This window comes from Streptomyces sp. NPDC043876 (genome assembly GCF_056435825.1).
Genome location: NZ_JBWKDV010000011.1, coordinates 197,623 through 221,070, shown reverse-complemented (window position 1 = coordinate 221,070; position 23,448 = coordinate 197,623). Strand labels below are relative to the sequence as shown.

20 protein-coding genes are annotated in these 23,448 nt (G+C 72.8%); 9 read left to right on the top strand and 11 right to left on the bottom strand.

The features are described 5' to 3' along the window. Nucleotides 1–235 precede the first annotated feature (235 nt). Nucleotides 236–1,954, top strand: coding sequence for a methionine--tRNA ligase (gene metG, locus AC0693_RS30490; protein WP_356405090.1), 1,719 nt, complete (start codon nucleotides 236–238; stop codon nucleotides 1,952–1,954). Between the two features lie 79 nt (nucleotides 1,955–2,033). Here the strand turns inward: metG and AC0693_RS30485 are convergent, their stop codons facing one another. From AC0693_RS30485 to AC0693_RS30475, 3 genes are all read right to left on the bottom strand, one after another. Then, entirely contained in the window at nucleotides 2,034–3,479 is a 1,446-nt protein-coding gene (locus AC0693_RS30485) for a YfcC family protein (RefSeq protein WP_478803510.1), read from the bottom strand. A gap of 110 nt (nucleotides 3,480–3,589) precedes the next feature. After that, nucleotides 3,590–3,739, bottom strand: coding sequence for a hypothetical protein (locus AC0693_RS30480; protein WP_478803448.1), 150 nt, complete (start codon nucleotides 3,737–3,739; stop codon nucleotides 3,590–3,592). Between the two features lie 101 nt (nucleotides 3,740–3,840). Then, the gene (locus AC0693_RS30475; protein ID WP_478803447.1) at nucleotides 3,841–4,959 is read right to left on the bottom strand and encodes a M20/M25/M40 family metallo-hydrolase; all 1,119 of its coding nucleotides are present in this window, start codon (nucleotides 4,957–4,959) and stop codon (nucleotides 3,841–3,843) included. Between the two features lie 267 nt (nucleotides 4,960–5,226). On the opposite strand from AC0693_RS30475, the gene AC0693_RS30470 reads away from it, so the two are divergent. Beyond that, nucleotides 5,227–5,790, top strand: coding sequence for a hypothetical protein (locus tag AC0693_RS30470; RefSeq protein ID WP_478803446.1), 564 nt, complete (start codon nucleotides 5,227–5,229; stop codon nucleotides 5,788–5,790). A gap of 123 nt (nucleotides 5,791–5,913) precedes the next feature. Further along, nucleotides 5,914–6,690: a bestrophin-like domain gene (locus tag AC0693_RS30465; RefSeq protein ID WP_356405096.1), complete on the top strand. Its 777-nt coding sequence runs from the start codon at nucleotides 5,914–5,916 to the stop codon at nucleotides 6,688–6,690. 4 nt (nucleotides 6,691–6,694) lie between these two features. Here AC0693_RS30465 and AC0693_RS30460 read toward each other — a convergent pair whose 3' ends face one another. The 4 genes from AC0693_RS30460 to AC0693_RS30445 form a co-directional block, all read right to left on the bottom strand. After that, nucleotides 6,695–8,266: an FAD-dependent monooxygenase gene (locus tag AC0693_RS30460; RefSeq protein ID WP_478803445.1), complete on the bottom strand. Its 1,572-nt coding sequence runs from the start codon at nucleotides 8,264–8,266 to the stop codon at nucleotides 6,695–6,697. Continuing rightward, nucleotides 8,263–9,447 carry an MAB_1171c family putative transporter gene (locus AC0693_RS30455; RefSeq protein ID WP_356405099.1) on the bottom strand — a complete coding sequence of 395 codons (1,185 nt, stop codon included), beginning with the start codon at nucleotides 9,445–9,447 and terminating at the stop codon, nucleotides 8,263–8,265. Before AC0693_RS30455 ends, AC0693_RS30460 begins: the two co-directional genes overlap by 4 nt. A 62-nt stretch (nucleotides 9,448–9,509) precedes the next feature. Continuing rightward, nucleotides 9,510–10,058, bottom strand: coding sequence for a toxin-antitoxin system, toxin component (locus tag AC0693_RS30450; protein WP_356405101.1), 549 nt, complete (start codon nucleotides 10,056–10,058; stop codon nucleotides 9,510–9,512). 64 nt (nucleotides 10,059–10,122) lie between these two features. Next, nucleotides 10,123–10,788 (bottom strand): helix-turn-helix domain-containing protein, encoded by a 666-nt coding sequence (locus AC0693_RS30445; protein WP_478803444.1) that lies wholly within the window; start codon nucleotides 10,786–10,788, stop codon nucleotides 10,123–10,125. A gap of 336 nt (nucleotides 10,789–11,124) precedes the next feature. Between AC0693_RS30445 and AC0693_RS30440 the strand changes: the two genes are divergently transcribed. From AC0693_RS30440 to AC0693_RS30430, 3 genes are all read left to right on the top strand, one after another. Beyond that, the gene (locus AC0693_RS30440) at nucleotides 11,125–12,012 is read left to right on the top strand and encodes an MmyB family transcriptional regulator (RefSeq protein ID WP_469335440.1); all 888 of its coding nucleotides are present in this window, start codon (nucleotides 11,125–11,127) and stop codon (nucleotides 12,010–12,012) included. 182 nt (nucleotides 12,013–12,194) lie between these two features. Beyond that, nucleotides 12,195–13,550 (top strand): 6-phospho-beta-glucosidase, encoded by a 1,356-nt coding sequence (locus AC0693_RS30435; RefSeq protein WP_478803443.1) that lies wholly within the window; start codon nucleotides 12,195–12,197, stop codon nucleotides 13,548–13,550. 72 nt (nucleotides 13,551–13,622) lie between these two features. Continuing rightward, the gene (locus AC0693_RS30430; protein ID WP_478803442.1) at nucleotides 13,623–15,704 is read left to right on the top strand and encodes an MDR family MFS transporter; all 2,082 of its coding nucleotides are present in this window, start codon (nucleotides 13,623–13,625) and stop codon (nucleotides 15,702–15,704) included. Nucleotides 15,705–15,826: 122 nt separating this feature from the next. Here AC0693_RS30430 and AC0693_RS30425 read toward each other — a convergent pair whose 3' ends face one another. Next, nucleotides 15,827–16,906, bottom strand: coding sequence for an ATP-dependent DNA ligase (locus AC0693_RS30425; protein WP_478803441.1), 1,080 nt, complete (start codon nucleotides 16,904–16,906; stop codon nucleotides 15,827–15,829). Nucleotides 16,907–17,009: 103 nt separating this feature from the next. Here AC0693_RS30425 and ligD point away from each other — a divergent pair, with 103 nt between their 5' ends. Both ligD and AC0693_RS30415 read left to right on the top strand, forming a co-directional pair. After that, nucleotides 17,010–18,029 (top strand): non-homologous end-joining DNA ligase, encoded by a 1,020-nt coding sequence (gene ligD / locus AC0693_RS30420; protein ID WP_356405111.1) that lies wholly within the window; start codon nucleotides 17,010–17,012, stop codon nucleotides 18,027–18,029. A gap of 103 nt (nucleotides 18,030–18,132) precedes the next feature. After that, the gene (locus AC0693_RS30415) at nucleotides 18,133–18,390 is read left to right on the top strand and encodes a WhiB family transcriptional regulator (RefSeq protein WP_468466676.1); all 258 of its coding nucleotides are present in this window, start codon (nucleotides 18,133–18,135) and stop codon (nucleotides 18,388–18,390) included. A gap of 196 nt (nucleotides 18,391–18,586) precedes the next feature. Here the strand turns inward: AC0693_RS30415 and AC0693_RS30410 are convergent, their stop codons facing one another. The 3 genes from AC0693_RS30410 to ssgD form a co-directional block, all read right to left on the bottom strand. After that, nucleotides 18,587–19,558, bottom strand: a complete 972-nt coding sequence (locus AC0693_RS30410) for an acyl-ACP desaturase (RefSeq protein WP_468466674.1) — start codon at nucleotides 19,556–19,558, stop codon at nucleotides 18,587–18,589. A 184-nt stretch (nucleotides 19,559–19,742) separates the two neighbouring features. Further along, nucleotides 19,743–21,389 (bottom strand): ABC-F family ATP-binding cassette domain-containing protein, encoded by a 1,647-nt coding sequence (locus AC0693_RS30405; protein ID WP_478803440.1) that lies wholly within the window; start codon nucleotides 21,387–21,389, stop codon nucleotides 19,743–19,745. 210 nt (nucleotides 21,390–21,599) lie between these two features. After that, nucleotides 21,600–22,016, bottom strand: coding sequence for a spore wall synthesis regulator SsgD (gene ssgD, locus AC0693_RS30400; protein WP_478803439.1), 417 nt, complete (start codon nucleotides 22,014–22,016; stop codon nucleotides 21,600–21,602). Nucleotides 22,017–22,354: 338 nt separating this feature from the next. Here ssgD and AC0693_RS30395 point away from each other — a divergent pair, with 338 nt between their 5' ends. Further along, nucleotides 22,355–23,437 carry a WD40/YVTN/BNR-like repeat-containing protein gene (locus tag AC0693_RS30395; protein ID WP_478803438.1) on the top strand — a complete coding sequence of 361 codons (1,083 nt, stop codon included), beginning with the start codon at nucleotides 22,355–22,357 and terminating at the stop codon, nucleotides 23,435–23,437. The last annotated feature ends 11 nt before the right edge of the window (nucleotides 23,438–23,448 follow it).

The following is a 23,448-nucleotide window of genomic DNA, read 5'->3' as shown; positions in this document are numbered from 1 at the left end:
GACGGCCGTCCGACGGCTCCGGGCAGCCGTCGGGCAGCCGTCGGCCGGGCCGGACATGATCGGCGCTCCTGTACCATGACCGGGAGCGCGAGGGCAGTGACGCACGAGGTCACAGCCCTCGCTTTCGTGTAAGGCCCACCCCTTGAAATGCGGCACGTGGTGTTTCGGCGGTTCGATACGATGAGCCCCTTCACGATCCTTCACACGCCGCACGTATGAAATGGAGCATCCGAGGATGTCTCGACACCTGATCACCAGCGCGCTTCCCTACATCAACGGGATCAAGCACCTGGGCAACATGGTCGGGTCGATGCTTCCGGCGGACGTGTACTCCCGGTACCTCCGCCAGCGCGGCCACGAGGTCCTCTACATCTGCGCCACCGACGAACACGGCACCCCCGCCGAGCTGGCCGCCAAGGCCGCCGGGCTCTCGGTCGCCGAGTTCTGCGCCCAGGCGCACGACGCGCAGAAGGCGGTCTACGACGGCTTCGAGCTGTCCTTCGACTACTTCGGCCGCAGCTCCTCGCAGCAGAACGCTGAGATCACCCAGCACTTCGCGCGGCGCCTCCAGGAGAACGGCTTCATCGAGGAGCGCGCGATCCGGCAGGTCTACTCGCCGGTCGACGGCCGCTTCCTGCCGGACCGCTACGTCGAGGGCACCTGCCCGCACTGCGGCTACGACAAGGCCCGCGGCGACCAGTGCGAGAACTGCACCCGCGTCCTGGACCCCACGGACCTGATCGAGCCCCGCTCGGCCATCTCCGGCTCCACCGAGCTGGAGGTCCGCGAGACCAAGCACCTCTTCCTGCTCCAGTCCGCGCTCCAGGGCGAGGTCGAGGCCTGGGTCGCCGAGCACGAGGAGGAGTGGCCGCAGCTCGCCTCCTCCATCGCCCGCAAGTGGCTGACCGAGGGCCTGCACGACCGCGCGATCACCCGCGACCTGGACTGGGGCGTGCCGGTGCCGGCCGACACCTGGCCGGAGCTGGCCGCCGACGGCAAGGTCTTCTACGTCTGGTTCGACGCGCCGATCGAGTACATCGCCGCGACGAAGGAGTGGGCGGACGCCGACCCGGCGAACCGCGACTACAAGGCGTGGTGGTACGAGGCCGAGGACGTGCGGTACACGCAGTTCATGGCCAAGGACAACGTCCCCTTCCACACCGTGATGTTCCCCGCCACCGAGCTGGGCACCCGTGAGCCGTGGAAGAAGGTCGACTACGTCAAGGCCTTCAACTGGCTGACGTACTACGGCGGCAAGTTCTCCACTTCGCAGAAGCGCGGCGTCTTCACCGACCACGCGCTGGAGATCCTCCCGGCCGACTTCTGGCGCTACTTCCTCATCGCCAACGCGCCCGAGTCCGACGACTCCTCCTTCACGTGGGAGCACTTCACCACCACGGTCAACAAGGACCTCGGCGGCACCCTCGGCAACTTCGTCAACCGCGTACTGACCTTCTCCCGCAAGAAGTTCGGCGACGAGGTCCCGGCGGGCAGCCCGGCCGGCGAGGCCGAGGCCAAGCTGGGCGAGCAGATCGCCGAACTGCTGGCCGAGTACGAGGGCCACATGGACGCGCTCCAGTACCGCAAGGCCGCGGCCGCGCTGCGCGCCCTGTGGTCGGCCGGGAACGCCTACCTCGACGAGAAGGCCCCCTGGCTGGAGGTCAAGACCGACGCCGAGGGCGCGGCGCTCACGCTGCGCACCGCGATGAACCTCATCCACCTCTACTCGGTGGTCTCCGAGCCGTTCATCCCGGCCTCGGCGCGCGCCATGCGCTCCGCGTTCGACCTGGCCGACGACACCGCGACCTGGGTGACCCCGGAGCGGGCGAAGGCGCTGGACGCGGTCCCCGCGGGCACCCCGTTCACCGTGCCGCCGGTGCTCTTCGCGAAGATCACCGAGGACGACCTGGAGTCCTACCGCGAGCGCTTCGGCTCCGCCGTCGTGGCGGTCTGACGCCGCGCTCCCACCGCACACGCGAAGGGGCGCGGACCACCACCCGGTGGTCCGCGCCCCTTTGACGTGCCGGGCGGCGCTACATCGCCGCGCCCAGGGCCACGAACCCGCAGATCAGCACGAACAGAACGGCCAGCAGCGGCCACACGAACCGCAAGTACGTGTCGTAGCCGACCTTGGCCAGGGCCACCCCGCCGATCGTCACCGCGGTGGTGGGCACCCACAGGTTCATCCAGCCGCTGGCCGACTGCCAGGCCGTCACCACCACCGCGCGGGGCACCCCGGCGAAGTCCGCGAGCGGCGCCAGGATCGGCATGGCGAGGGTGGCGTGCCCGGAGGTGGACGGGATCAGGAGGGCCAGCGGCAGGTTCACCAGGAAGACGATCACCGCGAAGACACCGGACGAGGTCCCCTTCACCACGCCCTCGATCGAGTGCAGGACGGTGTCGGTGATCTTCGAGTTGTTCATGATGACCGTGACCCCGCGCGCCAGCATGATGACCAGGGCGGGTGAGATGAAGTCGGCCGCGCCCTGGATGATGGTGGAGCTGAGCTTCGCCTCGCCCATCCGCGCCACCAGGCCGACCAGCACGGCGGCGCACAGGAACAGCGCCGAGAGCTGCGGGAAGGACCAGTCCAGCTCCCAGCCGTACGGCGTCGCGTCCGCCTTCCCGGTGAGCGCGCTCGACCACGGCACCACCGAGAAGATCATGAACGCGAAGACCAGGACCAGCAGCGCCAGCACCGTCTTGTGCAGCCGGGTCAGTTCCGGCTCGGCCACCTCGTCGCCGGTCGCCTTCTGTTCGCGGTCCCCGGGCAGGAACCCGCACAGCGACTTCGCCGGGTCCCTCTGGACCCGCTTCGCGTACCGGACGACGTAGAGGACCGTCACCGCCGTCAGCACGATCCACATCAGGAAGCGCAGCACGATCCCGTCGCCCAGCGAGATGTCGGCCGCCGAGGAGGCCACGCCCGTCGCGAACGGGTTGACCGTGGAGCACAGGACGCCGACGCCCGCGCCCAGGATCGCGGCGCCCACGGCCACGAGCCGGTCGTAGCCGAGGGCCAGCATCATCGGCACGAGCAGACCGTAGAAGCCGAGGGTCTCCTCCGCGAAGCCCTCCACCGTGCCGAGGACGGAGAAGACCAGCATCACGGCGGCGATCAGCAGCGCGCCGCGCTCGCGCAGCCGGTGGGCGAGGCGGGCGATGCCCCGGTCCAGGGCGCCGGTCGCGAAGACGACCGTGATGAACGCGCCGATCGCCAGGACGAAGAGGAACACGCCCGCGCTGCCGTAGAGGGCGCCGGTCAGGCCGGGGCCGACCTGGCCGGTCGTGGGGTCCTGGAGTCCGTAGAGGCCGTTGACCGGGGCGAGGAACAGGTCGTTCAGGCGGTCGGTGAAGCTCTGGGTGCCCGCGACCCGGTGGTAGGTGCCCGCGACCGGCGCGCCGGTGTCGCCGCGGTCGTACTGCCCGGCGGGGATGAGGAAGGCCAGCAGCCAGATCGCCACCGTGACCAGGGCCAGGACGGTGAGGGCGCTGGGAAAGGCGAACTTCCGCGAGGGCGGCGGGGGCTCGCCGCCCGCTCCGGGTTCCGCCTCCGGTCCGGCCGGGGTGGGGGCCGGGCTCGCGGCGCTCACCGGGCGGCTCCCAGGCGGTGGTCCGCCGCGAACTCGCGGACGAAGGCGGCCATCGCGACGACCGTGTTGCGCAGCTCCGAGAACAGCACCCGTTCGTTGGGCGCGTGCAGGTTGCACATGCTGTCCTGGGCGCCGAAGAGGAGCACCTCGGCCCCGGGCGCCGCCTTGGCCAGGCCGTTGACCAGCGGGATCGAGCCGCCGGTGGCGACGTAGGAGGCCTCCGTGCCCCAGGCCTCCTTCAGCGCGGTCAGCGCCGCCCGGTAGGCGGGGCCCCGGTCCGGGCCTCGAAGCCGGGGCCGGTGTCGCCGGGGGTGACGGTGAGCGGGATGCCGAAGGGACGCTGCGCGCGCAGGTGGGCGACCAGTGCGGCCCGGGCCTCCCGGGCGCTCTGGTGCGGGTGGAAGCGGAGGTTCAGCTTGGCCCGGGCGTACGGGACCACGGCGGAGGCCGCGTGGTCGACGGTCGGGGCGTCCAGCCCGATGACGGTGATCGCGGGCCCGCTCCAGAGCCGCTCGCCCAGCGAGCCGGTGCCGATCAGGGGCAGATCGCCCCGGACGGAGGCCAGGTCCCGGAACTCCTCCTCGGTGTACGTCGTACCGTCCCACGGGTCCCGTCGCAGGCCCGGTACGGCCACGTCCCCCGCGTCGTCGTGCAGGGTGGCCAGCGCCCGGAGCAGGACCAGCAGCGCGTCGGGAGCGGCCCCGCCGAACTCCCCGCTGTGCCGGGGCTCGGCCAGGGTGCGCACCTCGACGGTGACCTCGCAGGCACCGCGCAGCCCGGTGGTCAGGGTCGGCGTGCCCGGGCGCAGGTTGCCGAGGTCCGCGATGACCATCGCGTCGCAGGCGAACCGGGCGGGATCGGTGGGCGGGTAGTCGTCGAAGGCGCTGCCGTACTCCTCCTGCCCCTCGATCACCAGCTTGATCCCGACGGGCGGGCGGCCGCCGAACACCCGCAGCATCCCCAGGTGCGCGATCACGTTCGCCTTGTCGTCGGCGACGCCGCGCGCCCGCAGCCCGCCCGGGACCGGGGTCGGTTCGAAGGGCGGGGACAGCCACAGCCCCGGAGCGCCGACGGGCTGGACGTCGTAGTGCGCGTAGAGCAGCACGGTGGGGGCGTCCGGTTCCGGGGGCGGGATCTCGGCGTAGACCACCGGGGCGGTGTCCGGCAGGTCGATCCGCTGCACCTGCGTCACGCCCGCCTCGCGCAGCAGCGCGACGATCAGGTCGTGCGCCTCCTCGACCGGCTCCGGCGGGTAGCCGGGGAAGGAGATCGAGGGGATCGAGGTCAGCCGTTCCAGATCGGCCCGCAGACCGTCCGTCAGCGCGTCGACCCGCGCTCCGAGATCGCCTTGACTGCTCGCGTCCACCCGGCACCGTCCCTGTGATCCCCGCTGAGCTGCGGCTGCGCTCCCTCGATGATGGGGCGGGCGCGGGGCGGGTGCCGTGGCGGGCTGGGCCGGGCGGGTGAACCGGGCCCGGCCGCGGTGGCCGGAAGTAATCCCCGCCCCGGCGATCTTGACTGATCCACGGCGTATCGAAGCCCCGCCGCAATCGTTTCTTCAGCCGGGAGCACGAACAGGACCGGGAGCGCCGCGAGCCGCGGGGCGCCGGGCGCGCGACAGGGAGGCAGTGCGGTGGCCGCTTGGCAGTACTTCGCCGGAGCCGGGCTGGTGGCCGTCTTCTGTCCGCTGCACGGAGCTGGACACGGTGGGGGGCACGGGCAGGTGGACGTGCCGCCCCCCGGAGCCCGCGTGGACCTGTGCGTGCCGGCCGGGCAGCCGCCCGTGGCGCTGCCTCCGGCCGTTGGCCGGCCGTCCGTGCGGCCCTCCGTCCCGGGCGCCCTGCCGGGGCCCGCGGGTCCGACCGTCCGGCACCCGGCTCAGCCCGCGCCCGCCCCCGCGCGGCCCCCGCTTCCGGCCGCCGGGCCCGCGGCCGCCGCGCCGGACGCGCCTCCCGTTCCGCCCGTTCCGCCGGTCCCCGTGGTTCCCGCGCCGTCACCGCGGCCCGCCGCCGCGCGGGCGGCGGTGCTTCCGGCTGCCGGGTTCCACGTGCGCCCGTACCGTTCCGCGGCCCTCCAACGACGGGGCCCGGCCGGGCTGTCCACCATGATGCTGCTCGTGGTCGTCACGACCCCGGCCGTGCTCGCGGCCGCGGCCCTGCGCCCGCGCGGGCGCAGCGGCCGCAGCCGCACCGCCTGAGCCGGACCGCCCGGAGCGACCGGCACCCCACCACCGGCGCGGCCCCCGCGGCGCCCCGCGGCCCCGTGCGGCCCGCCCCCCCCGTTTCACCGACCGATCCACACCCACACCGGGAGATCCCGCATGTCCGAATGGCTGGTCCTGGCCATCGCCATGGCGCTCGTCTGCGCGCTCGTCCTCGCCTGCACCGCGCTGCGTCACCGCCGCGTCGCCGCCGACGAGGACACCAGCGAAACCCCCGACGTCATCGAGTACATGACGATGATGGTCGGGGTCGTCTACGCGATCGTGCTCGGTCTGGCGATCGCGGGCGTCTGGGAGGCGCGCGGCGCCGCCGAGGACACCGTCCGCCGCGAGGCGCAGTCCCTGTACGAGGTCACCCAGCGCGCCGACGTCTATCCGGCGCCGGTGCGCGACCGGATCCGCGGCGAGGTGGACGCGTACGTCACGCACACCGTCACGGTGGACTGGCCGCTGCTGACCTCCGGCGCGAACGCCTCCCCGAAGGGGGCCGCGCTGCTGGGCGCCCTGCGCAGCGACGTCACGCACCAGAGCCCGGCCACCGAACTGCAGGCCCAGGCCTACCAGCCGCTGCTGGACCAGATCGCGACGGCGGACGACGCCCGCCACTCGCGCACCCAGAGTTCGGGGGCGACGCTGCCGGGCGTGATCTGGTTCGGGCTGCTGACCGGGGGTCTGGTCACCATCGGGCTGATCTTCACCCTGCAGATCCGCCGGTCCGGTCGGGAGCTGCTGCTGGCCGGGCTCTTCAGCGGGCTGATCGTCTTCCTGCTGTTCATGGTGTGGAGCTTCGACGCCCCCTACGGGAGGGAAGGGATCGATTCCGCGGCCCCGTTCCAGGACCTGTTCCCCTCGCTGGCGCTCGCCCTCGGGACGTAGCGCGTCAGGTGCCGGCGGGCTCCACGGGCCCGACGGGCTCCGCCGGTTCGGCGTGCCCCGCCGCGGTCCGGTCCGTGCGCCGGGTGAAGCCCAGCTCCCGTTCCGTCAGCGGCGGCCCGGTGAGCTGGGGCATCCGCGGTCCGCGCAGTGCGTGCAGCAGGACGCGGGGGCGGACCAGCGTGGTGATCGGCGCCGACAGCGTCATCACCTCGGTGAGCGCGGTGGCCACCACGAAGTCCGCGGTGGCGGTGCGTACGAGGCGGCCGACGTAGCGCGAGAGCAGCTTGTCGGCCGCCCCCGGCCGTTTGCCGACGGCGTCCGGGGAGAAGATGTCCTGCCCGGTCGCCAGGTCCCAGGCCACCGACACCGGTGCGGCCACCGCCCGCTGGGTCCGCCGGGCCAGGCCCGCCGCGCGCAGGCCGCCGCCCTCCAGCAGGGAGCGGCGCAGCGCCCGCGCACCCTGCGCGGCCACCGACATGCCGTGCCCGTACACCGGGTTGTAGGAGGCCACGGCGTCGCCGAGCACCACGTAGCCCTCGGGCCAGATCCGCGACTTCTCGTAGTAGCGCCGCCGGTTGGCGGTGTTCGCGAAGGTGGTGACCTCGGACAGGGGCGTGGCGTACTGGAGCAGCTCCGCGACGACCGGATGGCGCGCCGAGCGGGCGAAGGACTCGAAGGCGGCGCTGTCGGCGCTGGGCTGGCCGCCCTTGGTGCCGGACAGGGTGACCAGCCAGCGGCCGCCCTCGACCGGCATGATGACGGCGCTCCTGCCGGGGCGCGGACCGTGCGTCGCCGCCTGGACGTTGACCACGGGGAAGCCGGTCTCGGCACCGGGCGGAGCCTGGTAGAGGCGGCTCGCGTAGACGAGTCCGCAGTCGACCAGTTCCTCGCGGACCCGGGGCACGCCCAGTTCGCCCAGCCACTCGGGGGTGCGGGTGCCGCGCCCGCTCGCGTCCACGACGAGGGCCGCCGACAGGACCTCCTCGGCCCCGTCCGGCGCGGTGATCCGCAGACCGGTGACCCGCCCGGCGTCGCCGGTCAGGCCCAGTACCCGGGTGTCCTCGACGACCCGGACGTTGGCGAGCCCGGCCATCTGCGCGCGCACGGCCCAGTCGATCAGGTCCCGGCCGGCGGTGAGCAGGTAGCGGGTGGGCCGCCAGCGGCGGTACCAGCCGCCGGGGGAGAGGGCCACCATGCCGGAGGTGAGCGGGATCCGGTGCGCGCCCGCCGCGAGCAGCCGCTCGCAGAACCCGGGGAGCAGGCCCTCGATGGCCTCCGCGCCGCCCGACCAGAGCATGTGCGCGTGCCGGGCCTGGGGGAGGAAGGCGCGCGGCTCGGCGGCCCGGGGGAGGGTGTCGCGTTCGATGACGGTGACCCGGTCGGCGTACGGGGCGAGGGCGGCGGCGGCGAGCATGCCGGTCAGCCCGCCGCCGATCACGACGGCCTCGCGCCGCGGGGACGGCGTACCGCTGCCGGCTGCCGCCGCGTCCGGGGCGGGGGCCGTCTCCCCCGCCGCGGGTCGCGGCGCCGGTATGCGTCTCGGCCCGGGCTGGGCGCGGCTCGTGGTCTCGCTCATGGGTGGCTGCTTTCCGTACTGGCCGCGTGCCGGCGGGTCCGTGCTGCTTCGGGGGAGCGGAGGGCGCGCGAGATGCGCACGAGGTCGCGCGGTCCCTGCACGCTCGCCGACGTATAGGCGTCCGCCGAGCCGATGACCTTCTCCTCCGGGTCGGCCGCGCGGGCCCGGACGGCGGCGGCGACCATCGCGGCCTCGGCCGTCGCATCGGCCTGGGCGGTCCCCGCGCCCGCCGCGAGCGCGGCGGCCCGGGTCCGGTCGCGCAGGGCGTGGTCGAAGTACGGGTCGAGGTGGAGGATGCCGTCGTGGATGTCCGCCACCCGCTGCGTGACCCGCAGGTCGGCCGGGGACCACCAGGAGATCCGGACCGCGCGCGAACCGTGCGGGACGACCGTGCGCAGCTCGCGCCACAGCGGTCCGAGCCGGTGGTACGTCGCCCAGGTCTGCCAGAAGGCCGACGCGCGCTGGACGACGAGCGGCAGCACGAAGCCCGTCCCGATCAGGAGGGCGGAGAAGGACGCGACGGGCGGGGCCACCGTGGTGCTCAGCACGTCCAGGTCCTGCCCGGCCCAGCGGGCCCCGACGGCCGCGAACTTGGCCGCGTCGAAGACCAGGTTGAGCATGAACCCGCACACCATGAGGATCAGCCCCGAGCGCAGCGAACCGCGCACGTGCAGGGACCAGCGCCGGCACAATACGGTCATCACGACCGCGGCGACGGTGTGCGCCACGAGGTAGATCAGGATCATCTCGCGGATGTAGGGCGTGTTCGCGTAGTACGTGTCGAAGTCCCGCAGCCGCTCCACCGGGGCGCCGCCCGTCGCGAACAGGGAGAACTGCGAGACGATCACGGCGCTGTACGAGCCCACGCACCAGCGGGACAGGGTGCGCGCGCGGTCGTCGGGGCCGCCCCGCCAGTTGATCAGCAGCAGCAGGCAGGACGCGCTGAAGGCGGTGAGGATGCAGTAGACCAGCGGCGCCGAGAAGTTGGGGACGCCGGTGATCCGGTTGACGGCGGCGATCGTGGGCGGGGCGGCGAAGAAGAACACCGAACTGGCCACGAGCAGCAGCACGCTGACCGCCCGCACGAGCGGATCGCGCCAGTGCCGGGTCAGTCCCGGGAGCTTGCAGGTGAAGGCGATCACCAGGACGCCGGCCGGAATGTAGAAGTCCAGGCCCTTCACTTCTTCAGCACGCCCTCGGGCCGGTGTTCGCCGTGGTCCCCGGCCTTGTGGTCAGCACGTTCTCAGCCTCGTGGTCCTCGGTAGCCGAGGGACGCCTCGATGCGTCCCGCGAGCTTGTCGCGTCGGGTGGGCTCCGGCCCCAGGGAAGCCGACAGCCAGGGGCGGCACTTGCTGCCGAGCAGCAGGCCGAAGGTCTCCGCCTCGGTCTCCTCCCGGACGTCGGCGCGGGTGCGCGCGGCGACCCGGCGGACCGTTTCGCTGAGGTCGGCCTCATCCGACAGCAGCCGGGCGGCCACCGCCGCGCCGTCCACGTGATGGCTGCAGTGACCCGCCTTCATGTGCCACAGCTCGTGGCCGAGGATCACCAACTGGTGGTCGGGGGCCGTGCGCTCCTCCACGACGACCAGGTCGCGGTCGGCCATGTCGAGCCACAGGCCGCTCGCCGTCCCCGGGGGGAAGGAGGCCATGCGGAACTCCACCGGGCGCCCGCGGTGTCTGCTCATGCCCTCGCACAGGGTGGTGTAGAGGTCCACGGGTTCCACGGGGGCGGCCTGGCGGATGGCCGCCACCAGCTCTCCGCACAGCCGCCGCTGCTCTCTGCCTATGCTCACCGTTCTCCCCGTCGGCGCGGATCCGGATCAGGACTCAAGGGTCAGACCCAGGCTTTCGACTGGGTCATGATTCTGTCGGTTTGACGCTTTCGAGGAGCATGTCCAGCCATTCCGTCACTTTGTCCCGGTGTTTGTCACTGGGCAGTTGGGCGGCGCGCCAGGCGATGCCCCGGACGCCGTGGTTCTGGAGGAGTCTTGCCAGCGGATCGCCCGTTGAAGCCTGCCCGGCCGCGTTCTGCCGCTCGCGCCCCGCGAAATCCTGGAGCAGCTGCTGCTCGGTGCGCAGCAGGGCGTCGGTGAGGGCGTCGGCGTCGTGGGCGGCGAGGAAGCCCGCGTGCACCCCGAAGAAGCGCTGGATGGCGTCACAGTGCTCCATGGTGGGCCGCCGGTCGCCGTTGATCAGGGCCCCGGCCTGCTGGCGCGACATGCCGGCGCCGTCCGCGATCTCCTGCTGCGTGTAGCGGCGGCCGTTGGGCTTGACGCGGGTGCGCCGGAGCAGGTCCAGGCGCTGCAGGAAGCGGGTCTGCAGATCGGGCTCGCCGGTGGGGCGGCCCTCCAGCAGGCTCTTGACCACGTCGGCCGGCACCCCGGAGGCCTCCGAGAGGCGGCGCAGATCGAAGACCTCGCTCTGGTCGCGGCCCAGCTTGCCCGCGAGTTCGGCGACGCGCGTTACGGTGGCTGCCAAGGGCACGTTGGCCACCGCGACGGGAGCCGGGAAGCCGTCTGTCACCAGTGGTTCTCCTAGATCGCGCGAGGGTCGGTTCGGGCACATGGTCGGCCCCTGGAGGCTAACCCTTCTCCCCTTGAAGGACTAGAACTTGCCACAGCTGTGGCGTGAATGAGCCGTCAAGGGGCTGGAATTGCCACAATAGTTGACACTCGAATGAAGTCGGTAGCAGGATCGCCACACGTAAATGAAGATCCAGACCGTGAGAAGGGGGAGCTCTCGGTGCCACATCTCGCAGCGGTGGGCCCGTCCGATGGCCTCGCCCGAGCCGGTGAGGGGCGCCTGACGGGTGAAGAGCCCGTCCGTGGCGCGGTGCGGTCGGAGCGACGCAAGGAGATTTTGCGCCAACGGCGCGAAGAGCTGAACCTTAGCCAGGAGGACCTGGCCGCACGCCTGCGCATCAGCGTGCGGGCGTACGGGAACTGGGAACGCGGCCTGGTCAAGGAGTGGACGGACCGCAAGCTGCTCGCCCTGGCCGAGGCGCTGGAGATGAGCGAGCGCCAGTGCTTCTGGCTCTTCCGCGTCATGGTGGACCGCGATCCGCCGCCGACCTGGCGCGCGGCCGAGGAGAACCGGCTGCCCGCCGACCCGGCGCAGCGCGACTACCTGCGCGACTACGCCGCGCTCATGGAGGCGGTGCCCTACCCGAGCTTCCTGGTCGACCGCCGGTGGGACGTAGCGCTCACGAATTCGGCCTTCGACCAGCTCTTCCAGACCGTCCGCCCGCACCCCACCGCGCTGCCCGACGACAACTTCCTGCGCTTCGTGCTGTTCCACCCGGACGCCGCGGCCGTGCTGGAGGACCACGAGCCGGCCTGGTGCGTGCCCCTGCTCGCGCAGTTCGCGACCACGCTGGCCGCCGATCCCGACGACGAGGGACTGCGCAGCATCCGCCAGGAGGTGGCCCGTGACCCGTTCATGGAAGCCGCCTACCGGTACGGCGTCCCGCACTGGCTCAGCACCCACGGAGCCGCGGCGGCCGAGCGCGACGGAGCGGTGCGCTCCGTGCGCCACCCCGACCCGCGCTGGGGCGCGGCCCGCTGCCGGATGGTGGCGGAATCCGGCCGGATGCTGGACCTGATGGGGCTGACCCGGGTCACCCTGATCCTGTCGGCGCCCCAGGGCGTACCGGTCGGGCCCGCGCCGCGCGGAGCGGCCCGCCCGCCGCAGGCCGCCGCCGCGCGGCTGCGCGCCGTGCCGTCGACGGCGGACGCGCCGGCCGGGTGACACTGGTGCCACGAAAGGTGGCACGGGCGGCCCGCCGGCAACGGCACCCGTCCGTGTCACGGAATGTGGCACGGACGGGTGGCATGTGACCGGCGGGACGTGACCGGTGGCACGGGCGCGCGGCGCGTGACACGTGGCCGGAGTGCGGCGGACACCGCCGCGCGGGCGAAGGGCGGTAGGACGTGCGGCTGACGATCCTCGGCGGGGGCGGTTTCCGCGTACCCCTGGTCTACGGGGCCCTGCTCGGCGACCACGCCGACGGCCGGGTCACCCACGTGACGCTCCACGACACCGACCCCGGCCGCCTCACCGCCATGGCCCGGGTGCTCGCGGACCAGGCCGCGGCCGCCGGGGTGCCCGACGCCCCCGAGGTGAGCGCCACCAAGGACCTCGACGAGGCCCTGCGCGGCGCCGACTTCGTCTTCTCCGCGATCCGCGTCGGCGGCCTCGACGGGCGCGCCACGGACGAGCGGGTCGCCCTGGCCGAGGGAGTGCTGGGCCAGGAGACGGTCGGCGCGGGCGGGATCGCGTACGGCCTGCGCACCGTGCCGGTGGCGCGCGAGATCGCGCGCCGGATCGCCCGTACCGCCCCCGGGGCCTGGGTCATCAACTTCACCAACCCGGCCGGACTGGTCACCGAGGCGATGGCCGAGGAACTGGGCGAGCGGGTCATCGGGATCTGCGACTCCCCGGTCGGGCTCGGCCGGCGGATCGCCCGGCTGCTCGGCGCCCGCCCCGAGGAGGCCTGGATCGACTACGTCGGCCTCAACCACCTGGGCTGGGTCCGCGGCCTGCGCGTCGGCGGCCGGGACGAACTGCCGCGGCTGCTGGCCGACACCGCCGCCCTGGAGTCCTTCGAGGAGGGCCGGCTCTTCGGCGCCGACTGGCTCCGCTCGCTCGGTGCGATCCCGAACGAGTACCTGCACTACTACTACTTCAACCGCGAGACGGTACGCGCCTACCAACAGGCCGAGCGCACCCGCGGCGCCTTCCTGCGCGACCAGCAGCGCGCCTTCTACGCGCAGGCCGAGGGCTGGGACGAGCGACCGGGGGACGCGCTCGCGGCGTGGGACCGCACGCGCGCCGAGCGCGAGGCCACCTACATGGCCGAGAACCGCGAGGCGGCGGGCGCCGGGGACCGCGAGGAGAGCGACCTGGAGTCCGGCGGGTACGAGCAGGTGGCGCTCGCGCTGATGCGGGCCATCGCCCGCGACGAGCGCACCACGCTGATCCTCAACGTCCCGAACCGCACCACCCTCTCGGTGCTCGACCCGCAGGCCGTCATCGAGGTGCCCTGCCTGGTCGACGCCAACGGCGCGCACCCCGTCGCCGTGGACCCGCTGCCCTTGCACGCGGTGGGGCTGGTCACCTCGGTGAAGGCGGTCGAGCGGGCGGTCCTGGCGGCCGCAGCCGGCGGTTCGCGCCGGGACGCTGTCAAGGCCTTCGCACTGCACCCGCTGGTGGACTCGGTGGCGGTGGCCCGGCGGCTGCTGGACGGGTACGTGCAGGAGCACCCGGGCCTCGCCTACCTGCGCTGATCCCGCGCGCGGGTGACCCGTACGGCCCAGCGCCGCATGCGGGCGGGCGGCGGCGCTGTGAGAGTGCGAGATGTGACCACAGCCTCCGCGGCCCCCGCGGCCGACCCCGCGATAGCCGCCGCGCCGCCCGTGCTCGACCGGCGGCGGCGCAACATCGTCTTCGGCACGATCATGCTGGGCGTGCTGCTGGCCGCGCTCGACCAGACCATCGTGGGCACCGCCCTGCCCACCATCGTGGCGGACCTGGGGGGAGCTGCCCACATGTCCTGGGTGGTCACCTCGTACCTGCTCGCGGAGACCGTCGCCACGGTGCTGGTGGGCAAGTTCGGCGACCTCTTCGGGCGCAAGGTCGTCTTCCAGATCTCCGCGGTCGTCTTCATCACCGGCTCGTTCCTCTGCGGCCTCGCGGGCAACATGACCCTGCTGATCCTGTGGCGGGGCGTACAGGGAATCGGCGCGGGCGGCCTGATGGTCACCTCCATGGCACTGATCGCCGATGTGGTGCCGCTGCGCGAACGAGGCAAGTACCAGGGCGCGATCGGCGCCGTGTTCGGCGTCGCGACCGTCATCGGACCGCTGCTGGGCGGGCTGTTCACCGACCACCTGAGCTGGCGCTGGGCGTTCTACGTCAACGTGCCGATCGCGGTCCTGGTGGTGATCGCGGCCGCCCGTACGATCCCCTCGGTACGGTCGGGCGCGCACCCGGCCATCGACTACCTCGGCATCGCGCTGGTCGCCGTCGGCTCCAGCGCGCTGATCCTGGGCACCAGTTGGGGCGGCAACGAGTACGCCTGGACCTCCCCCGTCATCCTCGGGCTCTTCGCGGGCGGGGCGGCCGCGCTCGCGCTGTTCTGCGTGGCCGAGACCCGGGCGGCCGAACCGATGCTGCCCATGAGGCTGTTCCTGAACCCGGTCTTCACGGTGTGCTCCGTGCTGAGCTTCGTCGTCGGTTTCGCGATGCTCGGCGCGATGACCTTCCTGCCGACCTACCTCCAGTACGTGGACGGGGATTCGGCCACGGTCTCGGGCGTCCGGACCCTGCCGCTGGTCATCGGCCTGCTGATCGCCTCGATCTTCAGCGGCAACGTCACCGGCAAGACCGGGCGCTACCGGATCTTCCCCATCGCGGGTTCCCTGGTGATGGGCGTCGGGCTCTACCTGCTGTCCCGGATGGGGCCGGGGACGGGGGCCGTACTCGAATCGCTGTACATGTTCGTGCTCGGCGTCGGGATCGGCCTGTGCATGCAGGTGCTGACCATCGCCGTGCAGAACACCGTCGACTACGCGGACCTCGGCACCGCCACCTCCGGCGTCACCTTCTTCCGGACCCTGGGCAGCGCCTTCGGGGCCGCGGTCTTCGGCACGATCTACGCCAACAGCCTCAAGCCCGCCCTGACCTCGGGCGTGGCCGAGGCGGCCCGGATCACCGGCGGGGACCCGGCGGCGATCGGCGCGCGGGCCCAGAGCCCGCAAGGGGTGCACGCCCTGGACCCGGCCGCGGCCGCCCCGGTGATCGCGGCCTACGCGGACGCGCTGCACACGGTCTTCCTGTGGACGGTGCCGGTCGCGGGCGCCGGTTTCGTCGTCGCGCTCTTCCTCAAGCAGGTGAAGCTGCGCGACAGCGCCCGGGCGGCTTCGACCGACATGGGCGACGGCTTCGCCTCCCCCGCCACGGCCTCCGGGGATTCGGCCAAACTGCTCGAACTGGCGGTGGGCAAGCTGGTCCGGAGCATGGGGCCGGAGCAGGCGCGGAGCATCGTCGCCGGATCCGACACCCGGCTCGACATGGCGGGCGCCTGGGCGGTGATGCAGGTCGACCTGCTGACCCGCACGGTCGGGTACGCGAGCCTCGGCCTGATCGCCTCCCGCCGCTCGCTGCCCCCCGAGGTGCTGGTGCCCGTCTTCGACCGGATGGTGGAGGAGGGCTACCTGACGCACGAGGGCACCTTCTTCTCGCTCACCCGGGCGGGGGAGCGGGAGGCCGCGGTCATCTCCGGCGCCTGGGCCACCTGGCTCGGCGACCAGCTCGAACGCGACCGGGGCCGGCCGCGCAGCGCGGAGCTGCGGGCGGCGGCCGACGCCATCGCGAAGCGGCTGCTGGCGGAGGACCTGGGCGAGGGGAACTTCGCCCCGCGGGTAGCGGCGCGGGCCTGAGCGGTGCGGTGCGGCGGGGGTCAGCGGGCTCAGGCGTGAGCGGTGCGGCGCGGGTCAGCGGGCTCAGGCGTGAGCGGTGCGGCGCGGGTCAGCGGGCTCAGGCGTGAGCGGTGCGGCGCGGGTTAGCGGGCTCGGGGCGTCGGGGGGCCGAGGACCTCGGCCAGGTCGTAGCCGACGACCTCCTCCAGCTGGGCGTACGTACAGCTCTCCGGCACCCGGTCGGGCCGCCAGCGGCGGAACTGGGCGGTGTGCCGGAAGCGGTCGCCCTCCATGTGGTCGTAGGCCACTTCCACCACGCGTTCGGGGCGCAGCGGCACCCAGGAGAGGTCCTTCTTGCCCGTCCAGCGGCTCTGCGCGCCGGGCAGCCGGGCGCTCTCGTGGGCGGCCTCCTCGGCCCAGGCCGCCCAGGGGTGGCCCGCGGGGTCCGGCATGCGCAGGGGTTCGAGCTCCTCCACCAGTTCGGCGCGGCGCTTCATGGGGAAGGCGGCGCAGACGCCGACGTGCTGGAGCACGCCGTGCCCGTCGTGCAGGCCGAGGAGGAGCGATCCGACGATCGGACCGCTCTTGTGGAAACGGAAACCCGCAACGACGGTGTCCGCCGTACGCTCGTGCTTGATCTTGAACATGAGGCGGGCATCGGGCCGGTAGGGCAGATCGAGCGGTTTGGCGATCACCCCGTCGAGCCCGGCGCCCTCGAACCGCTCGAACCACTCCTGCGCGAGCGCGGGGTCGGTGGTCGCGGGCGCGAGATGGACGGGGGGACGGGCCGTGGACAGGACTGCGGTGAGCGCGGTGCGCCGGTCGGCGAGCGGGGTGTCGAGGAAGGCCTCGTCGCCGAGCGCGAGCAGGTCGAAGACGATGAAGCTGGCCGGGGTCCGATCGGCCAGGAGGGTGACGCGGGACTGGGCGGGATGGATGCGTTCGCTCAGCCGGTCGAAGTCCAGCCGCCCGCCATGAACGATCACGATCTCCCCGTCCATCACGCAGCGCGGAGGCAGATTGTCCTTGAGCGCCGTGACCAGCTCGGGAAAGTAGCGGGTCAGCGACTTGCCGGTGCGGCTGCCGATCTCGATCTCGTCGCCGTCCCGGTGGACGATGGCGCGGAAGCCGTCCCACTTCGCCTCGTACTGCATGCCTGCGGGGATGCGGGACACGGACTTCGCCAGCATCGGCTTCACCGGGGGCATCACGGGCAGATCCATGTCAGCTCCACCTCGGTCTGTCGTCCATGTCTCCGATTCTGCGGTGGTACGTCCACGCCCGCCCGGTATGCGAGGTGAGCCGGGCGCGCCTACCGTGGCGCACATGGGTGCTGCGGGCAATGCGATCGAGCTGGAAGCGGGTGGGCGGACGGTACGGCTGTCGAGCCCGGACAAGATCTACTTTCCGGAGCGCGGTCTGACCAAGCTGGACGTCGCGCGGTACTACCTGGCCGTGGCGGAGGGCATCACGCGCGCCCTGCGGGACCGGCCGACCACCTTGGAGCGCTACCCGGACGGGGTGGAGGGGGAGTCCTTCTTCCAGAAGCGCGCGCCGAAGAACCTGCCCGAATGGATCCCGACCGCCCACATCGCCTTCCCCAGCGGGCGGACGGCGGACGAGATCTGCCCGACCGAACCGGCGGCCGTGCTGTGGGCCGCGAACCTCGGCTGCCTCACCTTCCACCCGTGGCCGGTGCGCCGCGGTGACACCGACCGCCCCGACGAGCTGCGCATCGACCTCGACCCGCAGCCGGGGACCGACTACCACCACGCGGTGGCGGCGGCGCACGAGCTGCGCGCGCTGCTGGAGGAACTGGGCCTGCGCGGCTGGCCCAAGACCTCGGGCGGCCGGGGCCTGCACGTCTTCGTGCCCATCGAGCCGCGCTGGACGTTCACCGAGGTCCGCCGCTGCGCGATCGCCCTCGGCCGGGAGCTGGAGCGGCGGATGCCGGGGAAGGTCACCACGGCCTGGTGGAAGGAGGAGCGGGGCGAGCGGATCTTCGTCGACTACAACCAGACCGCGCGCGACCGCACCATCGCCTCGGCCTATTCCGTCCGCCCCCGCCCGCACGCCCCGGTCTCGGCACCGCTGCGCTGGGACGAGGTCGACGCGGCCGAGCCGCGGGACTTCGACATCGTGACGATGCCCAAGCGCTTCGCCGAACTGGGCGACCTCCATGCGGACATGGACGACCACGCCTTCAGCCTCGACGCCGTCCTGGAGCTGGCGGAACACGACGAACACCACCGCGGCATGGGCGACATGCCCTACCCCCCCGACTACCCGAAGATGCCGGGCGAACCGAAGCGCGTCCAGCCGAGCCGGGCCAGACCGGCGGAGTGAGCGCGCCCCGGCGCGTCCCCGCCGGCTGACGACGGCGCGGGCCGATGAACGGTGTTGATCGGTCGTTGATCGGACGTACAGCGGGCGCGGTGAGGATCACCGCATGTCGATGAACACGAGCGAACGCACGACGACGGCGGCGACGGACGTCTCTTGGTACGAACTGGCCCTCTGCGCGCAGACCGGTCCCGGCTTCTTCTTCCCCGAGCCGGGGTCCTCCCTGCGCGACGCGAAGCGGCTGTGCGGTGCGTGCGAGGGGCGGGTCGCCTGCCTGGAGTACGCCCTGGCCAACGACGAGCGCTTCGGTGTCTGGGGCGGCCTCTCGGAAGGCGAACGCCACGCACTGCGCTCCCGGGGCTGACGCGCCGGGCCGCCGCGCGCACGGCCGCCCCGGGGAGCTTCTGCCCGGGGGTCGGCCGACACCCGGCCCGGCGTGCCGCGTAGACCCGGCCCCCTGGACCCGGCCCCCTGGGCCGGTCGCGACGATGCCCCGGCGGCGCGGGGCTCTGCCGGGGCATCGTCGTCGTTCCCGAAGCGGGATCAGGCCGTGCGGGTCATCAGGCCTTGCGGGCCGCGATGCGCGCCGCCCGTGCGGCGAGCCGCTCGTCGAACTTCTTGGCTTCGGCGTCCAGGCCGTCCATGTACATGCCCAGCTCTTCCTGAGCCTTCCGGCCGTCGGCGCCCAGGCCGTCGATCTCCATGACCTTGAGGTAGCGGAGCACCGGGCTCAGCACGTCGTCGTGGTGGATGCGCATGTTGTAAATGCCGCCGATGGCCATCTGCGCGGCGGCCCGCTCGAAGCCCGGCATGCCGTGCCCCGGCATCCGGAAGTCGACGACCACGTCGCGCACGGCCTGCATCGTCAGGTCCGGGGCCAGCTCGAAGGCGGCGCCGAGCAGGTTGCGGTAGAAGATCATGTGCAGGTTCTCGTCGGCCGCGATGCGGGCGAGCATCCGGTCGCAGACCGGGTCGCCGGACTGGTGGCCGGTGTTGCGGTGCGAGATCCGGGTGGCCAGCTCCTGGAAGGCGACGTACGCCACCGAGTGCAGCATCGAGTGCCGGTTGTCGGACTCGAAGCCCTCCGACATGTGCATCATCCGGAACTCTTCGAGCTTGTCCGGGTCCACGGCGCGCGACGCGAGCAGGTAGTCGCGCATCACGATGCCGTGGCGCCCCTCCTCCGCGGTCCAGCGGTGCACCCAGGTGCCCCAGGCGCCGTTGCGGCCGAAGAGGGAAGCGATCTCGTGGTGGTAGCTGGGGAGGTTGTCCTCGGTCAGCAGGTTGACCACCAGGGCCGTGCGGCCGATGTCGGTGACCTTGGACTGGCCGACCCGCCACTCCTCGCCGTCCTCGAAGAAGCCCGGGAAATTGCGGGCGTCGCTCCACGGGACGTACTCGTGGGGCATCCAGTCCTTGGTCACCTTCAGGTGGCGGTTCAGCTCTTTCTCCACCACCTCTTCCAGCGCGAACAGCAGCTTGGCGTCGGTCCACGCCTCCGAGCTGCCGAGGTGGGGAGAGGTGATCGTCACGGGTGCTCCTGGGGACAAAGCGAATACCTACGGTTCCGTAGCCTACGAACCCGTAGGTTAAGCGCGCCGTGAAGAGGAACCAAGCCCCACCCCGGGGGGTGGTTGGTTACGTCCGGTTATGTGTGCAGTTGAAAGGGGTGCCAGGGCGTGGAAAGTCCACCGGAAGGTGTCCCCCCGTCGCCGCTCAGTCCTGCCACATCGACGCGCGGACCTCCTCCGCCGTGGTCGGGCGCAGCTCGCCGTCCAGCAACAGCCACCGGGTGATGCCGATCGACTCCAGGAACGGCACGTCGTGACTGGCGACGACCAGGGCCCCCTCGTACGACTCCAGCGCCTGCGTCAGCTGCGCCACGCTCGCCAGGTCCAGGTTGTTCGTCGGCTCGTCCAGCATCAGCAGCTGCGGCGCCGGCTCCGCCAGCAGCAGCGCCGCGAGCGCCGCCCGGAACCGCTCGCCCCCCGACAGGGTGCCGGCCGCCCGGTCCGCCCGCCCGCCCCGGAAGAGGAAGTGCGCGAGCCGCGCGCGGATCCGGTTGTTCGTGGCCTCCGGAGCGAAGCGCGCCACGTTCTCCACCACCGACCGCGTGTCGTCCAGGACGTCGAGCCGCTGCGGCAGGAAGCGGGCCGGTACGTGCGCCACCGCCTCCCCGGCCACGGGCGGCAGGTGCCCGGCCACCGTGCGCAGCAGGGTGGTCTTGCCCGAGCCGTTGCGCCCGACCAGGGCGATCCGCTCCGGCCCGCGCAGCTCCCATTCGCCCGGAACCGCCACCGCGCTCGCATGCGCGAGGCGCAGTCCGCGCAGGGTCAGCACGCCGCGCCCGGCCGGAACCCGCGTGGCGGGCAGCTCGATTCGGATCTCGTCGTCGTCGCGCACGGCCTCCACCGCCTGGTCGAGCCGCTCGCGCGCCTGCGCGAGCTTCTCGGTGTGCATGATCCGGTGCTTGCCGGCCGACACCTCGGCCGCCCGTTTGCGCTGGCCCATCACGATCTTGGGCTCGCGCTTGGTGTCGTTCATCTTCTGGCCGTACCGCTTGCGCCGGGCCAGTTTGAGGTGCGCCTCGGACAGTTCGCGCTTCTGGCGCTGTACGTCGGCCTCCGCGACCCGGACCAGGCGCTCGGCGGCGTCCTGCTCGGCGGCCACGATCTCCTCGTACGCGCTGAAGTTCCCGCCGTACCAGCGGACTTCGCCCTCGCGCAGTTCGGCGATCTGGTCGACCCGGTCCAGCAGTTCGCGGTCGTGGCTGACCAGGACCAGGACGCCGGTCCACGACTCGACGGCGGCGTAGAGCCGCCGGCGGGCCCGCAGGTCCAGGTTGTTGGTGGGTTCGTCGAGCAGCAGGACGTCCGGCCGGGCGAGGAGAAGGGCGGCCAGCCGCAGCAGGACCGACTCGCCGCCGGACAGTTCGCCGACCGTGCGGTCCAGGCCGATCCGGCCCAGGCCCAGCTGGTCGAGGGTGGCGGTCGCCCGCTCCTCGACGTCCCAGTCGTCGCCGACCGCAGTGAAGTTGGCCTCGGTGGCCTCGCCCGCCTCGATGGCGTGCAGGGCGGCGCGGGCGGTGGCGATCCCGAGGGCCTCGTCCACGCGCAGGGCGGTGTCGAGGGTGACCCCCTGGGGGAGGTGGCCGACCGTACCCGCCACGGAGATCTGGCCGTCGCCGGCGGCCAGTTCGCCCGCGATCAGTTTCAAGAGGGTGGACTTGCCCGAGCCGTTGAGGCCGATCAGGCCGGTGCGGCCGGGGCCGACGGCGAGCTGGAGCCCGTCGAAGACCGGGGTCCCGTCGGGCCAGTCGAAGGAGAGGTCGGAGCAGGTGACGAACGTAGGGGAATGGCTCATGGAGGCCTCCAGGTTGCGTGAATGGTGCGGTGCAACGCGGGGAGACAGCCGGCGCGAGCGCTCCTGGCGGAGGGCTTGCGGGATCGGTGTCTCGGACCTCAGAAGAGCAACGTCCTACTCCGTTTCGACGGCGATGGGGCGTCTACGAAGCTACGGGGGGCCGTGGCCGCCCGCAAACGATTTTGCCGCCGGGCGTGGAGCCCCCGGGCCTCAGCAGGAGTCGCGCATCAGCTCGGCCAGGCTGTGGTCCACGTCCAGGTACAGGTGCTCCAGGCCCGGCGGGACCACGGCCGCGGCCCGCTCCAGGAAGCGGTGCAGCTCCGAGGACGCCATCAGGACGATCGCCACGCCTTCCGGAGCGTGGAACTCCACCACGGTCCGGCCCGATCCGTACGGCCGCACCCGCACGTCCCCGTGCCCGCAGGGGTGCTCCAGCCCCGCTTCCAGCAGCTCTCGGGCGAAGGTCCACGACACCTCGACGCCCTCCAGGGTCGCCGGGGCGGGGAAGGCCATGCGGACGGCGAAGGGATCCGAGCGGTCGTAGTGGAAGGTGACGGGGACGGTCTCGACCTTCGGGGCTGTGGCGACCAAACGGGCCTGCACGGCCTGCTCGATGATGGTGATCAAGGCTCGCTCCCTTGCGGCGGATCGGTTGCCGGGCTCTGGCTGGGGCCCGGCAACCGGATAGACGCGGGAAAACGCCAATCCGTGCATGCGGGGAAGGCGTGAGCTGTGTCACCGAATGGCCGGAACACGGTGGTGTGATCACACAGCCGGTCCGTGACGACCGTGGCACGCACGGGGAGCGGTGTGCTGCTGTGACGCGCTGCAGGGGCCAACTAAGGCCGGTTTCCGCTCACTCCACCGGCCCAGGGGATCACCCGTGTGCCCGAACGGGCACCCTGCGTGCCCATCGGTCGAGGCACCCTGGACGGCCGTTGCCGGGTGCGTTAGCTTCCGGCGCCATGAGACTTCTGGCAGTTGGCATGTGCGCGGCAGCCCTGGTCGGGGTACTGGCCGCCCCCGCCGCGGCGGAGCCCGGTGGCTTGGCGGCCTTCGGAGCGGCTCCCGGCTGGGCCCTCAAGGACACCGGTACGGACGCCCGCTTCCGGGGGCTCGCGGCGGTGAACCGCTCGACGGCCTGGGTGTCCGGGTCCCAGGGCAAGGTGCTGCGCACGGTGGACGGCGGCCGCACCTGGGGCGACGTCTCGCCGCCCGGCGCCGCGGGACTGGAGCTGCGCGACATCGAGGCCTTCGACGCGCGCCGGGCCGTGGCCCTGTCCATCGGCGAGGGCGAGGACTCTCGGGTCTGGCGGACCGAGGACGGCGGGGCCGCCTGGACCGAGGTCTTCCGCAACCCCGACCCCAAGGCCTTCTACGACTGCCTGACCTTCTTCGACCCCGCGCACGGACTGGCCGTGAGCGACCCGGTCGACGGCAAGTTCCGGATCCTGTCCACGGCGGACGGCGGCCGCAGCTGGCGGGTGCTGCCCAGCGCCGGGATGCCGGACGCCCTGCCCGGTGAGGCAGGGTTCGCCGCGAGCGGGCAGTGCCTGGTCAGCGCGGGCCCGGCCGACGTCTGGCTGGCCACCGGCGGCGGGGCGAGCGCCCGGGTGCTGCACTCGGCGGACCGCGGGCTGACGTGGAGCGCGGCCGACTCCGCCGTTCCGGCGGGTGATCCGGCGAAGGGGGTGTTCGGGCTCGCCTTCCGCGACCGCGCGCACGGTCTGGCGGTGGGCGGCGACTACCGGACCGGCCAGGCGTCCCCGCGGGCCGGGGCGGTCTCCGCCGACGCGGGCCGCACCTGGCGCCCGTCGGACGCGCCGCCGCCCGGCTACCGCTCCGGGGTGGCCTGGATCCCGTACACGCGGACGGTCGCCCTGGCGGTCGGGCCGACCGGCACGGACGTCACGCTCGACGCCGGCCGCAGCTGGCGGCCGCTGGCCCCGGGCTCCTTCGACACGGTCGACTGCACCGCCGACCTGGCGTGCTGGGCTGCGGGCGAGAAGGGCCGCGTGGCCCGCCTGGAACCGGGCGGCCGGGGGTAGCGGCCCCGGTT